Source organism: Flagellimonas okinawensis, from assembly GCF_029194005.1.
Classification (GTDB): Bacteria; Bacteroidota; Bacteroidia; order Flavobacteriales; family Flavobacteriaceae; genus Flagellimonas; species Flagellimonas okinawensis.
Genome location: NZ_JARFVA010000003.1, coordinates 490129 through 505076 on the forward strand (window position 1 = coordinate 490129; position 14948 = coordinate 505076).

Here is a 14948-nt window from a genome sequence, read left to right on the forward strand (position 1 = left end):
AATAAAACGCACATATTTCACAAGTACATCTTAAAATATTCAAGGATTCGGTTGATTTGGCTAAATTTTCTCATCCATATTGAGTAAATTGTGACTTTATTCTAACTACTCATAACCAACCTTGACATCATGAGAATGCCAACAACCCCTTTAAAGACATGGACGCTACTTTCCATGTTCTTTTCAACCTTATTTATTTACGCACAAAATGCAACCCCTATTACCGTAGACACCAGCTTTTATAGTGGTTTCGAATGGAGAAATATTGGCCCGAACCGTGGCGGTCGGACCTTGGGCTCTGCAGGAAGTCCATCCCGACCCAATGAATATTACTTTGGGGCCACAGGTGGTGGCCTATGGAAGACCATAGACGGAGGAAACACTTGGGAGTGTGTTACCGATGGCCAAGTCACCAGTTCATCCGTAGGAGCAGTGGCCGTGGCAGAAACCAACCCGGATGTAGTTTACATCGGTATGGGAGAAACACAGCTACGAGGAAGCATCACACAAGGTGATGGTGTTTATAAAACAACGGATGGCGGTAAAACCTGGACCCATTTAGGGCTTGAAGAAACCCAAGCCATTTCTAGAGTTCGTATAGACCCAACCAATGAAAATATTGTTTATGTGGCCGCTTTGGGACACCCTTATGGCGAAAACGAGGAGCGCGGTGTTTTTAAATCCGTTGACGGAGGAAAAACATGGAAAAAAGTACTTTATGTAAGTGACAAAGCAGGAGCCGCCGACTTGATCATAGATCGTAACAATCCTAATGTACTTTATGCCAGTACTTGGCAAGTGTACCGTAAAGCTTGGAAAATGTGGGGCGGTGGTCCGGACAGTAAACTTTGGAAATCCACCGATGGCGGTGAAACCTGGACCGACCTCACCGAAAACCCGGGAATGCCAGAAGGTCCCATTGGTAAGATAGGAGTTACTGTCTCCCCTGCAGACTCCAACCGTGTTTGGGCCATTGTAGAAGCCAACGAAGGCGGAGTTTTCCGTTCCGATGATGGTGGAAAAACATGGGAAATGACCAACAACGAACGTAAACTAAGACAACGTGCCTTTTACTATTCCAGAATTTATGCCGACCCAAAAGACAAGGATGTGGTATATGGCCTAAACGTAGGATTCTTTAAGTCTACCGATGGAGGAAAGACTTTTGATGTCACCATCAACACACCACATAGCGACAACCACGATCTATGGATAGACCCCAATAACCCTGATAGAATGATAAGCTCCAATGACGGAGGTGGAGTGGTTAGCATCAATGGGGGGAAAACATGGACCGACCAAGATTACCCAACGGCACAATTCTATCACGTGATGGCCACCAGCGATGTTCCCTATCATGTGGCAGGCGCACAACAAGACAATTCCACATTGGCCATGCCCAGTGAAGGATGGGAATTTATGCAAGCCCGGGGCCCCAGTTCCGAATGGTACTACGCCGTTGGTGGCGGGGAGAGTGGTTGGATCACACAAAGTCCTACCAATCCCGATATTTTTTACGCCGGAAGCCAAGGCGCGCTATTAACAAGGTACGACCGAAGCAACGGACAGACCAGAGACATTCAGGTGTATCCTCGCTTTTTCTCTGGTGAACCGGCCAGTGCCCTTCCAGAACGTTGGCAATGGACTTTCCCCATTATGTTCGCGCCAAAAGACCCGAATGTAATGTACACTTGCTCCCAGCACGTATGGAAAACCACCAACGATGGACAGACATGGGAAAGGATAAGTCCTGACCTAACTTACGCAGATCCGGAAACCTTAGGTAAAACCGGTGGTGTGATCACCATGGACATGAACGGTCCGGAAATCTATGCCACTGTTTTCGCACTGGCTCCGTCCAATCACGATATCAACACCATTTGGGCCGGTTCCGATGATGGAAAAATCCACATCACAAGAGACGGAGGGGAAAATTGGGAGGATATTACTCCTGAAGATTTACCAAAATATTCAAGAGTAAGCATCATAGAAGAATCAATCCATAACCCTGGAACTTTATATGTAGCTGCCAACAGGTACCAAGTAGACGACAGGGCGCCATACGTTTTTAAAACGCACGATTATGGAAAAACATGGACCAAGATCATTACCGGAATAGAAGATGGACACTTCGCCAGAGCGATTCGTGAAGATCACAAAAGAGAAGGCCTATTGTTTTTGGCCACCGAACACGGAGTTTATTTTTCCATTAATGATGGTGCCGAATGGCAATCCCTTCAATTGAACTTACCCGATACCCCGATCAGGGATTTGGTGATCAAGGATAACGATGTTGTTCTGGGTTCCCATGGTAGAGGGTTTTGGATCTTGGACGACATTCAACCTTTTAGGGAGTATTCAGAAGATTTAAAAAGTCAGAAAAACGTATTATTCAAGCCCACCAATGCTATTAGGGGTATTTACAACGCCAATTTCCAGTATTACCTGGAAGAAGAAGTGGATACGGTAACTTTCTCCATTTTTGACGCCGACAACAACCTCATTGAGTCTTTTGGTGGCAACAAACCAAAATACGAAGAAACCGGAGGCTCATCTTGGTGGAGCAGATTCAGCAGTACAAAACCCACCACGGCAAAAGGCATCAACACCTTTACTTGGAATTTGAGATACCCCGATCCTACCACATTCGACGGTATTATAATTTGGGGAGCTTCGGCCACAACTGGACCAAAAGCACCTCTAGGGGATTACACCATACAAATGAAAGTGGGTCCTGAAGTCATCAAGAGTTATCCATTTAAAATTGAAATGGACCCCAACTTGAAAGGAATTACAGCTGAAGACCTTCAAAAACAGTTTGAATTGGCTTCAAAAATCACGGAAAAGGCTACCATTGCCAACGAAGCTGTCATCCAAATAAGAAGCATACGTAAACAAATTGATAGTTTGGGCAAAGGTGTTTCCAGCAGAAAGTTTACCAAACTTTCCGAAGACTTTATGGAAACCTTGACCGAAATCGAGAATGATCTCTATCAGACCAAAAACCAATCAGGACAGGATCCTTTGAACTTCCCCATCAAATTGAACAATAGATTCAATGCCCTGCAAAGAAGCATTGAAAACGGGGATGCCAGACCAACGGATGCCGCCTATGTGGTGTTTGATGAGCTTACGGCCGAATTGGACGGTCATATGGCCAAACTGAACAGTGCATTGGAAAAAGAGCTTCCCAAAGTAAATGCTATTTTGGAGGATAGTGGAGTTTCAAACATTAGTCTGGATTAAAAAGTAATCAGCTCAGAGCAATAGAGAGCAAATCGTTACCTTTAAAGGAAATCTGTACATAAATTAACCGTTATGAGCCGTTCCTTGATAAAAGTGATGATTTGCTCTTTTTGTTTAATTGCTCTTTCATGTAAGGAGGAATCAAAAGAGAAAAGCAATCCGCCCGTTGAAAATGCCAAGTGGTGGAAAGAAGCCATTGTATATCAAATCTATCCACGAAGCTTTAAGGATTCGGATGGTGATGGGGTCGGTGACCTAAAAGGCATCATTCAAAAATTGGATTACATCAAAAGTTTGGGCGTTACAGCTGTTTGGCTGAATCCCATCTACACTTCCCCTAATGCCGACAACGGTTATGATGTGAGCAACTATCGCGACATCATGGAGGAGTTCGGCACTATGGCGGATTTTGATAGTTTACTCTCCGGAATGCACCAAAGGGACATCAAATTGGTGATGGATATTGTGGTGAACCACAGTAGTGATGAGCACGAGTGGTTTAAACAGTCTAGAAGTTCACGTGACAATCCCTATCGTGATTATTACCATTGGTGGCCTGCCGAAAAAGGTGAACCTCCATATCGCTACAGTTTGTTCGATGCCAAAGGGGATGCTTGGCAATACGATTCAATAACCGACGCTTACTATTTACATTACTTCGCCAAACAACAGCCGGACCTCAACTGGTCCAATCCCAAAGTGCGGCAAGAAGTTTACGATATAATGAAATTTTGGGCCGACAAGGGTGTGGACGGATTCCGTTTGGATGCTTTTCAGTTTGCAGCGAAGGATACCACCTACCCCAAGTTTCCAGATGGGTTCGAAAAGGATTTCATTCAATATTACGCCATGCAAGATGGGTTGCATGACTATTTGAAGGAAATGAACGAAGAAGTGTTCAGTAAGTATGATGTAATGAGCGTTGCCGAAGGCGCTGGACGAAATTTTAAAGATGCCCATAAACTAGTAGACCAAGACCGCAACGAATTGAATATGGCCTATGCCTTTGAAGGTGTGGACGTTCCCAAATATGAGGGATACGACCTCAAGACCATGAAAGATGTGTTCACCAAGTGGGACCAAGAATTTGCCGACGATGGTTGGCTTTCCATATTCCTCTCCAACCACGACCAAGCACGAATGGTGAGCCGATGGGGGAACGACAGCAAAGCCTTTAGAAGTCCCTCCACCAAACTGTTGAATACGTTTATACTCAGCATGCGTGGCACTCCTTATTGTTATTACGGAGATGAACTGGGCATGACCAACATCGATTTTGATTCCATTTCACAGTACCAAGATATTGCAGCTATTAACGGATACCAAAAAGCACTTTCCGAAGGAGAGGATATGGCACTTTTTATGGAGAAGCTCAATTTTGGATCGAGAGACAACGGTAGGACCCCAATGCAGTGGGACAATTCAGAACACGCAGGCTTTACCAATGCAACACCATGGCTTCCTGTGAATGACAATCATGTAGATATTAATGTGGAAGAGGAAAACTCCGATACAAATTCCGTACTGAACCACTTTAGGAAAATGACAGAGCTAAGAAAGAAAAATCCGGTCTTGGTTTATGGGTCATATGAACTTGTGGCACCAGAACATCCAACTATTTATGCCTACACCAGAAATTTGGATGACACAAAGGTATTGGTGTTGTTAAACTTTTCTAAAGAAAACTCCGAAATCCAGTTGGACGAACAATGGAGCAACCATTCTATTCTGATCAATAATTATTCTGACCTTGATTTTATTGACAATTCAATAAAATTGAAGCCATATCAAGCTGTGATTTTAAACATTGACTAATGTTGCCGATGAAATGAGAATAATTCTAAATTAACCACAACTATTTACCCTACAATACTTTATTCGTAATTTTACGAAGTCAGGATGAATAAAATAGTTATCATAGGGATATCCCTGCTCATTTTGCTTCAAGGGGCCAGTATCCATTTTAAGGATTTGGTCGAACTTGGACAGTTTGTTGAGCATTACCAGTTCCACAATGAGGAATATGGTGATAACTTTATGGTTTTTGTTTCCAAACACTACGGGGAACTGAAAGCTTCGCACAGCGAAAAACACCAAGAGGAACAAAAAGAACACGAAAAGCTCCCTTTTCAACACCAACAGGCTCCATGCGCGCAGCCCTTGGTCTTTGTTCTGGGTTCAGATAGTTTCATTAACTCCTATTCTGAGATTCCTGTAGTGGTCAAAGGGAATTTCCATTATCTGATCTCTTACTCCCATATTTGGGGAGACGACCCTTTTCAACCACCCAAACACGCATAATTCATAGTACTTCAGCCTTGCTGAACACTTCTATCAAGCTTTATTCCATTTAATAATGCTAACATTTCTATGAATCATGTTTTCAAAAATTATAAACTTTAGTATAAAGAACAAGTTCATTGTTCTTCTATTTACAACGTTTATAGCCTTAATCGGTTTATACTCGTTATCACAAATACCTATCGGGGCAGTTCCCGATGTAACCAACAACCAAGTGCAGGTGTTAACAACCTCGAACCGACTATCCACACAGGATATGGAAAAGTTCGTCACCTACCCTGTGGAACTCGAAATGGCCAACCTTCCCGGCGTTAAGGAAATCCGCTCGGTGTCCAAGTTTGGGCTATCGGTGGTCACCATTGTTTTCGAGGACGATATGGGAACCTACCTGCCCCGGCAACTTATCGCTGAAAAAATAAAATCTGCATCCAGTCGTATACCTGAAGGGTTTGGCAGCCCCGAAATGGGCCCCATTACTACGGGCTTGGGTGAAATCTATCAATATATATTGGATGTAGAGCCTGAATATAAAGACCAATATTCCTCCACAGAGCTTCGTACCATCCAAGATTGGATCGTAAAACGTCAGCTCTCGGGTATTCCCGGCGTGGTGGAAGTAAATACGTGGGGAGGACATCTTAAACAATATGAAGTTGCCATCGAGACCCAAAAACTCAATGCTCTGAACATTACCGCCAGGGAAGTGTTCACCGCATTGGAAATGAACAATAGTGTATCCGGTGGTGGTTATATCGAAAAAGTAAACCAAGCCTATTTTATCCGTGGAGAAGGTTTGGTCAGCAATCTTAAAGACATTGAAAATATAGTGGTAACCAACAGAAATGGTATTCCCATCTATATTAAGGATGTGGCCAAGGTTGGTTTCGGAAGCGCTCCCCGATTTGGTGCCATTACAGGAAATGGAGAAGGCGAAAAAGTGCTTGGCCAGATCATGATGCTCAAGGATGCCGATTCCAAAAGGGTAATCGAGGCCGTTAAGGAACGAGTGGCCTCCATTTCCAAATCGCTTCCGGAAGGGGTGTATATCAACCCATTTCTGGACCGTAGCGAACTTATCGGAAGAACAACCTTTACCGTCACAGAAAACTTGGTCCTAGGTTGTTTGATCGTGATTTTCGTGGTGGTACTGCTTTTGGGCAATTGGCGTTCAGGCCTTGTTGTAGCATCGGTAATCCCACTCTGTTTGCTTTTTGCGCTAACTTTAATGAACATTTTCGGGGTAGATGCCAACTTGTTGAGCCTTGGAGCCATCGACTTTGGAATTATTATAGATGGAGCGGTGATCATCGTGGAATACATTGCATTCCAAATAACCCGAAAAAAAGCGGAATTGGCCAATTTGGGAAAAGCTGAAACACAATCCGTCAAGGATAGTATCACCTTACAAGGTGCAACCAAAATGATGAACTCCGCCGTTTTTGGCCAGCTCATTATTCTCATTGTTTTTATCCCCATCCTATCGCTTAGCGGTGTGGAAGGCAAAATGTTCAAACCCATGGCACTGACTTTCAGTTTTGCCTTGTTGGGAGCTGTTCTTTTATGTTTCACTTATGTTCCTGTAGCTTCGGCGCTCTTCTTAAAGCCATCGAAAGAATCTGAAAAAAGCATATCGACCCGATTGGTCAACTGGATCAACAAACAATATGAGCCTGTTATCGAGTGGGCCATGAAAAGCAAAAAGCTGGTGCTTTCCATTGCGGCTGCTTTGTTGATTGGAGCTGTCTTATTGTTCTCTTCCATGGGGGGTGAATTTGTACCTACCTTGGATGAAGGGGATTTTGTGATTCAGCCCGTGTTGAAGACCGGAACATCTTTGGCCAAGACCGTGGAAACGACCACAAAGATTGAACAAATATTGTTGGACGAGTTCCCAGAAGTAAAACAGGTTGTGAGCCGTATCGGTGCAGCTGAAGTACCCACGGACCCCATGTCCATGGAGGAAAGCGACGTGATTATTGCATTAAAACCGAAAGATGAATGGGTCTCCGCTGAAAGCAAGGACGAGTTAGCCGATAAGTTCAAAGAAGCCTTGTCTGTGATTCCCGGAATGGAGGTAGAATTTACCCAACCCATTGAAATGCGTTTCAATGAACTGATTACCGGAGTAAGAGCAGATATCGCCATCAAAATCTTTGGTGAGAACCTGGAAACATTGAACCGAAAGGCAAACGAGATCAAAGACCTTATCCAAGATGTAGAAGGAGCATCCGATATTATCGTTGAGAAAGTTGAAGGGCTTCCACAGATGAACGTTTCCTTTGACCGTGCCAAAATTGCCCGGCACGGGCTAAACATAGCCGACCTTAACGAAATGATTTCTATGGGTTTTGCGGGCAAGGTTGTTGGAAGTGTTTTTGAGGGTGAGCGTCAATTTGATATGGCAGTTCGGTTGGATTCAGAGAACCGTCAGGATATTTCGAACTTGAGAAACCTTTATGTAGATATTCCCAATGGAGGCAAAATCCCGATGAGCGAATTGGCGGAAATCACGTATCAAAAAGGAGCAGCCAAAATTTCACGTGATGATACGAAAAGACGCATCGTTGTCGGAATCAATGTAAGGAACCGAGACCTTCAGTCCGTTGTGGACGACGTCCAACTCCTTATAGATGAACATATCACTTTGCCCCCAGGGTATATCATTACCTACGGCGGGCAGTTCGAAAATCTCCAGAATGCAAAAGCAAGATTAATGATAGCAGTGCCCATTGCATTGTTGCTCATCTTTATCATGCTATACTTTGCTTTTGGATCGGTGAAGGAAGCTTTGCTTATTTTCTCCGCTATTCCACTTTCAGCAGTGGGTGGTGTACTCCTGCTCTGGTTACGCGATATGCCGTTTAGTATCTCTGCGGGAGTTGGGTTCATCGCCCTGTTCGGTATAGCAGTTTTGAACGGAATCGTATTGATAGAGCACTTCAAAGAACTCAAAGGAAAAGACTTTGATTCCATGGAAGACCTTATCAAACAGGGAACCAAGGACAGGCTGCGTGCCGTATTGTTGACGGCTTCAGCTGCAGCCCTAGGATTTTTGCCCATGGCTGTGTCCACCAATGCAGGTGCCGAAGTGCAACGACCCCTTGCTACCGTGGTAATCGGTGGGTTGGTAACGGCCACCATGCTTACTTTGGTTGTATTGCCCGTTTTATATGCTTATTCACATAACATTAAATTCCGTGGTATGAGAAAAAGAAGAAAAGAACGAAGAATGAGAAAACGGAACGCATTGACAATTATAATCCTTTTGGTTTCTCTTTCCGGTTTTTCACAAACCAAACTGAACCTAGAGGATTTGATGGCCCTTTCATTGGAAAACAACAAGGGCATCCAAGCTGGTTCCTTAATGGTAGATCAAGCCGAAACCCTCAAGGGTACCGCCTTTGAGTTTGACAAAACGGATATTTACTATCAATACGACGAGAACAACCTGGCATTGAACGGAGAACCCCTCAAGGTTTTTGGGGCGCAACAACAGTTCGAGTTCCCTACAGTATACGGCGCCAAGAACAAGCTTCAAAAATCGAATTATGAGCTTCAAAAATCATCGTTTGAGATACAGAAGAAGCAATTGTACCAATCATTGAGCAATGCGTACTATCAATACCAGACCTTGAACCAAAAAGCAAAGCTGTATAGCACGCTCGATAGTATTTATAGCAAATTCGCCCATGCAGCAAACAGGCGTTTTGAGCTAGGTGAGACCAATTATCTGGAAAAGGTGACCGCAACGGCCAAGCAACGCCAGATTGCAAATACCTACTCGAAGATAAAACAGCAAATGTTGACCACTTACGGTCAGATCGTGAGCTTGGTGCAAAGCCAGGACACATTGGAAATCGTTGACGAAAAACCGGAAAAGTTGACGGTATTGAATTCCCAAGGGATGTTGCAAACCGAAGCCTCCTTTTTGGACAACCGTCAAGCGCTGAGCAATGCCCAAAAGAGCTTGGAACAAAATAGATTGTTGCCCGACCTCAACCTGGAATATTTTCAAGGGACCAATAGTGGGCTTGGAACATCGTTGTACGGGATTCAATTGGGTGTTCGCATCCCGATTTTCTTCTTTGGACACAGCAGTAAAGTAAAGTCTTCCAAAATCCAGACCAAGATCACTGAGATGGAGAACACCGAGATCACCGTTGCCATGAACCAGCGCTATAAAACATTGTTGGGACAACTGGAGCAACAGGCCAAGGAACTCTCTTACTACGAGGACGAAGGCGGTCTACTTTCCGACCAAATCTTGAAAGCGGCCTCCGGGAACTTTCAAAACGGAGAAATCGACTTTTTCCAATACATACAAAGTTTGGAAAACGCCTACGACATCCAACTCAATTATTTGGATGTACTCAATCAATACAATCAAACCGTAATCGCCATTAATTACTTGACAATAACATTATAACAATGAAACATATATTTCAAATAGCCGCTGTATTCCTTCTTTTGATGGGCTGCGGCGATAAGAACAGCGAAGCATCAGCTACCGAAGAACAAGCAGAAGAATCGGGAATCGTGGTAACACAAGATCAATTTGACACCAATGACCTGATGATAAGTGCCATGGAAAAAAGAACCTTTCCAAAAATGGTGGAGACATCCGGAATGATTGACGTTCCACCAGAAAACCGAGCTAGCGTGACTGCGTTTATGGGTGGTTTTGTAAAACAGACATCTCTACTTATTGGTGATCAGGTAAAAAAAGGCCAATTATTGGTGGTCTTGGAAAACCAAGAATTTGTGCAAATGCAGCAGGATTACCTTGAGGTATTCAATCAGTTGGATTACCTAAAGGCTGAGTTTGAAAGGAACCAAACCCTTTTTGATGAGAAAATTGCCTCCCAAAAGAACTTTCTTCAAGCGAAGAGCAATTACGAAACGGCCAAGGCACGTTATCAGGGTTTGAGGGAACAATTGCAAATGCTGAATATTTCGCCAAGTAAAGTGGAACAAGGAAACATCTCATCGCAAGCTGCGATTTATGCCCCGATTGCTGGAAGCATCACAAAAATGAACGTGGCCAAGGGAAGTTATGTATCCCCTGCTACCGAAATATTGGAAATCATCGACAACGACCATGTCCATTTGGAACTTACCGTATTCGAAAAAGATATTTTGAAAGTGAAAAAGGGCCAAAAAATTCAATTTAGGATTCCAGAAGCATCCGAAGAAGTCTTTAATGCTGAGGTTCATTTGGTAGGAACATCCATTGACGATGCCAAAAGAACCATCAAGGTTCACGGACACTTGGAGCATGAAGAGGGTAACTTTTTACCAGGAATGTTCGTAGATGCCATGATCATGACGGATACTACAAAAACATGGTCGTTGCCCGAAGAAGCCGTAATCGAATCGGAAGGCAACTTTTATGTACTTAAATTGATCGAACAAAAAGACGGTGGCTATACTTTTGAAAGAGTAGCCGTAAAACAAGGTGGCACCTTTGACGGGTATACCGAAATCATATCAACCGGCCTTAACGAAACCGATCAGTTTTTGACCAAGGGTGTCTTTGATTTGATCGGGGGATAGATCATTTTATCCCAGACCCACATCCAAGGTCATCATAATTATAAATCCACCGATAAAGCCCATTGTGGCGATATCGGTGTATTTATCTTGTTGCGTTTCGGGAATTACTTCTTCCACCACAACAAAGATCATAGCACCAGCAGCAAAGGAAAGGGCATAAGGTAATATGGGTTCGAAAGTCAGCACTGCCCAAGCTCCCAGAACTCCTGCAATGGGCTCTACCAACGCAGATGCCTGACCATATAAAAAGCTTTTCCGTCTACTTAAACCCTGTCTTCTCAAAGGCATGGCCACTGCAAACCCCTCTGGAAAATTCTGAAGTCCGATTCCCAAAGCCAATGCCACGGCACCTCCAATAGTGGCTCCTTCAAATCCAGCTGCAACACCTCCGAAAAGGACCCCTACAGCCAACCCTTCGGGAATGTTATGTAAGGTAATCGCTAAGGTCAATAAAGTGGTTCTATGCCATGGGGTCTTTACCCCTTCCGCTTCGCTCAACTTAAAATTGATATGCAAATGGGGCAAAATCTTATCCAATCCAAAAATAAATGCCGCACCCAACAAAAACCCGACAGCCGCGGGTATCACTTTAACGAACCCCTCTCCTTCGCTCATCTCAATTCCGGGGGCCAGCAGACTCCAGAAACTGGCCGCGACCATTACTCCACCGGTAAACCCCAACATTCCATCCAACAGGGCTCGGTTCATCCCTTTAAAAAAGAATACCAATGCCGCACCAGCAGCCGTTAATCCCCATGTAAAAAGCGTTGCGTACAATGCGGCCAATACGGGGTCTATTTCTTGAAAATATTGAATTACTTGTTCCATCAGTCGTTCTTTTTTACATATAAGTTAGCTGCAATTTGATGTGATATTCGCATTTCTTTTCCTTCCATTTGGATACGGAGGGAATTGTCAAAATCTTCTTTGTCCAATACTTTGATGGTGTTCCCCAAAGCGATTTTATTCTTATCCAAGAATTTTAGAAAAGGTACAGAGGAATCTTTGACTCCTACACAAACTCCTTGGGAATTGATGGGAATTTCACTGAGCAACTTTTCATCACGCTCCTGAAACTTTCCGTCTTTGGTAGGGATAGGGTCCCCATGCGGATCGTATTTGGGAAAATCAAGAAGCTCATCGAGCTTATCGATCAGTTTTTCACTTTTAATGTGCTCCAACTGTTCGGCCACTTCGTGTACTTCATCCCAGGTAAAATCCAGCTTTTTAACCAAAAAAACTTCCCACAAACGGTGTTTTCTAATAATGGATAAAGCCGTTTTTACTCCTACCTCTGTCAACGAAACGCCTTGATAGCGCACATAATCCACCAATCCTTTTTCCGATAATTTCTTGGCCATGTCCGTTACCGAAGATGGTTTTGTTTCCATCTGCTCGGCAATGGCATTAGTGGTAATGGACTTGGAGTCACCACCTCCCAAATGAAAAATTGTCTTCAAATAATTCTCCTCTGATCGGGTCATCAAAAATATTTTTCCAAAAATACATTTTTATTTGACAAAATCTATTTTTAGCTTTGTCTAAATTTAATTTTATATTAATTGAAATCAAGTTGCAAACATCTAGCCCTCTTATGGATAGCCTTGATCGGCCATTATAGTTTTGCCCAATCGGCATCTCTGAACGGTAAGGTGACCGACAATGGAGAACCTTTACCCTTGGCAAACGTGATTTTGAAAGGAACCGATATGGGAACCGCTACGGACATTGACGGCATGTTTGAGATGACCGACATTCAACCTGGAGATTATGTGGTATTGGTGACCTCATTGGGGTATCAACCGTATCAAAGCAAAATCAGTCTTGGAGCAGGAGCGAATAAAACCATCAACATACAACTGGAACCTTCTGCACAAAGTTTGGACGAAACCGTGGTTACCGGCACCCTAAAACCAGTAAGCCGATTGGAAAGCCCCGTTCCCGTAGAGGTGTACTCCCCTACTTTTTTAAAAAAGAATCCTACGGCCAGTGTTTTTGATGCGCTGCAGAATGTAAACGGAGTCCGTCCACAAATTAATTGCAACGTCTGTAATACGGGTGATATCCATATCAATGGACTGGAAGGTCCCTACACCCTGGTTCTTATCGACGGGATGCCCATTGTTAGTGGTTTGGGTACAGTGTACGGCCTAACCGGTATCCCAAATTCCCTGATCGAGCAGATTGAAATTGTAAAAGGTCCGGCTTCTTCGCTTTATGGTAGTGAAGCAGTAGGCGGTTTGATCAACATCATCACTAAAAATGCGATTAGTGCTCCAGAGTTTTTTGCCGATGGCTTTGCCACGGGTTGGGGCGAGTACAATTTGGATGTGGGCAGTAAAATATCGGTCAGCGATAAAACAAACCTGCTTTTGGGTCTTAATTACTTCAATTATGATATCCCTGTGGACAAGAACGGCGATGATTTTACCGACTTGACACTTCAGGACCGCATCTCTATATTTCAAAAATGGGATTTTGAACGGAAGGATAACCGTTTGTTCTCCTTGGCGGGGCGCTTTTTTTACGAGGACCGATGGGGTGGTGAAATGCAATGGACCCCGGAATACCGTGGCGGGGATGAAATCTATGGAGAAAGTATATACACGCGAAGATGGGAGTTGCTCGGAAAGTATCAGCTGCCGTTTGAAGAAAAGTTTCTCCTCTCTTTCTCCTATAATGATCATAACCAGAACTCCGTATATGGCGATACGGAATATTTGGCCGACCAACGCATTGGTTTTGCCCAATTGACCTGGGACAAGACTGCCGGGAATCACGATTTACTTTTCGGAAGTGCGGTCAGATATAATTATTACAACGACAATACGCCTGCAACCACAGAGGCGGACAATATTTGGATTCCAAGCGTATTTGCGCAGGACGAATACACCTTTGCCCCCAAACATTCCTTTTTAGCCGGGCTACGATACGATTATGACCAACGGCACGGCAATATTCTAACCCCACGCGCAGCTTATAAATGGAAGATCTCCGACAACGACATTTTCCGGGTGAACGCAGGAACAGGATTTCGCGTAGTCAATTTATTTACTGAAGATCACGCAGCGCTTACAGGGTCCCGAGATGTTGTGATTGCAGAAGAGTTGAAGCCAGAACGGTCTGTCAATGTCAACATCAATTATTTGAAGAAAATTTATAGCGACAATGGCACCTTTATCGGGTTGGATGCTTCTGCATTTTACACTAGATTCTCGAATGTGATACTGCCCGACTATGAGACCAATCCCAATCAAATCATTTATGACAACCTTGATGGAAAATCGGTTTCTCAAGGGGTAAGTGCCAATTTGGACATTGCTTTCCCGAGCAGTTTCAAGATTATGGTCGGGGCCACTTGGCAGGATGTGAGCAGCACCGAAAATGGAGTGACCCAACAACAAATCCTTACCGAAAGCATTACCGCTACGTGGAATTTATCGTACACTTTTCATGCTCTAAAGCTTACGGCAGATTATACAGGGAATTTATATGGCTCGATGCGTTTACCCTTGTTGGGCGATTTAGATCCTCGAAGTGAATATTCTCCAACATGGAGCATCCAGAATATCCAGTTTACCTACAAAGGATTGAACAATTTTGAAGTATACGGAGGCGTAAAGAACTTGTTGGATTGGACACCGAACCGTGGCAACCCTTTTATTATTGCAAGGGCAAACGATCCTTTTGATAGGGATGTGATGTTTGATAGTAATGGTAATGCCGTAGCCACACCCAACAACCCCTACGCGCTCACTTTTGACCCCAGTTATGTGTACGGACCCAACCAAGGGATTCGTGGGTTCTTTGGGTTGCGGTATACAGTTTTTTAGGGTGAGGAAAGATTG

General features: G+C 43.8%; 8 protein-coding genes. 6 read left to right on the top strand and 2 right to left on the bottom strand.

What is annotated here, in order from left to right:
• The first annotated feature begins 129 nt into the window (after nucleotides 1-129).
• From PY091_RS11830 to PY091_RS11850, 5 genes are all read left to right on the top strand, one after another.
• Nucleotides 130-3246 carry a VPS10 domain-containing protein gene (locus PY091_RS11830; RefSeq protein ID WP_275649863.1) on the top strand — a complete coding sequence of 1039 codons (3117 nt, stop codon included), beginning with the start codon at nucleotides 130-132 and terminating at the stop codon, nucleotides 3244-3246.
• Nucleotides 3247-3318: 72 nt separating this feature from the next.
• Nucleotides 3319-5061, top strand: coding sequence for a glycoside hydrolase family 13 protein (locus PY091_RS11835; protein ID WP_275649864.1), 1743 nt, complete (start codon nucleotides 3319-3321; stop codon nucleotides 5059-5061).
• A gap of 84 nt (nucleotides 5062-5145) precedes the next feature.
• Nucleotides 5146-5547 (top strand): hypothetical protein, encoded by a 402-nt coding sequence (locus PY091_RS11840; protein WP_275649865.1) that lies wholly within the window; start codon nucleotides 5146-5148, stop codon nucleotides 5545-5547.
• Between the two features lie 76 nt (nucleotides 5548-5623).
• A complete protein-coding gene (locus tag PY091_RS11845; RefSeq protein WP_275649866.1) occupies nucleotides 5624-9973 on the top strand; it encodes a CusA/CzcA family heavy metal efflux RND transporter in 4350 nt (1449 codons plus the stop codon).
• A gap of 2 nt (nucleotides 9974-9975) precedes the next feature.
• Complete coding sequence (locus PY091_RS11850) at nucleotides 9976-11100, top strand: efflux RND transporter periplasmic adaptor subunit (RefSeq protein ID WP_275649867.1); 1125 nt, start codon at nucleotides 9976-9978, stop codon at nucleotides 11098-11100.
• 6 nt (nucleotides 11101-11106) lie between these two features.
• Here the strand turns inward: PY091_RS11850 and PY091_RS11855 are convergent, their stop codons facing one another.
• Together PY091_RS11855 and PY091_RS11860 are read right to left on the bottom strand one after the other, a co-directional pair.
• Nucleotides 11107-11928, bottom strand: coding sequence for a ZIP family metal transporter (locus PY091_RS11855; RefSeq protein ID WP_275649868.1), 822 nt, complete (start codon nucleotides 11926-11928; stop codon nucleotides 11107-11109).
• Entirely contained in the window at nucleotides 11928-12584 is a 657-nt protein-coding gene (locus tag PY091_RS11860; RefSeq protein ID WP_275649869.1) for a metal-dependent transcriptional regulator, read from the bottom strand. The genes PY091_RS11855 and PY091_RS11860 overlap by 1 nt, the downstream gene beginning before the upstream one ends.
• Before the next feature lie 78 nt (nucleotides 12585-12662).
• Here PY091_RS11860 and PY091_RS11865 point away from each other — a divergent pair, with 78 nt between their 5' ends.
• Entirely contained in the window at nucleotides 12663-14933 is a 2271-nt protein-coding gene (locus PY091_RS11865; protein WP_275649870.1) for a TonB-dependent receptor, read from the top strand.
• Nucleotides 14934-14948 lie beyond the last annotated feature (15 nt).

Excerpts from the sequence above, each read along its gene's own strand:
- PY091_RS11850 (WP_275649867.1), top strand. The coding sequence starts at position 9,976 with ATGAAACATATATTTCAAATAGCCGCTGTATTCCTTCTTTTGATGGGC.
- PY091_RS11845 (WP_275649866.1), top strand. The coding sequence starts at position 5,624 with ATGTTTTCAAAAATTATAAACTTTAGTATAAAGAACAAGTTCATTGTT.
- PY091_RS11835 (WP_275649864.1), top strand. The coding sequence starts at position 3,319 with ATGAGCCGTTCCTTGATAAAAGTGATGATTTGCTCTTTTTGTTTAATT.
- PY091_RS11840 (WP_275649865.1), top strand. The coding sequence starts at position 5,146 with ATGAATAAAATAGTTATCATAGGGATATCCCTGCTCATTTTGCTTCAA.
- PY091_RS11860 (WP_275649869.1), bottom strand. The coding sequence starts at position 12,584 with ATGACCCGATCAGAGGAGAATTATTTGAAGACAATTTTTCATTTGGGA.
- PY091_RS11855 (WP_275649868.1), bottom strand. The coding sequence starts at position 11,928 with ATGGAACAAGTAATTCAATATTTTCAAGAAATAGACCCCGTATTGGCC.
- PY091_RS11830 (WP_275649863.1), top strand. The coding sequence starts at position 130 with ATGAGAATGCCAACAACCCCTTTAAAGACATGGACGCTACTTTCCATG.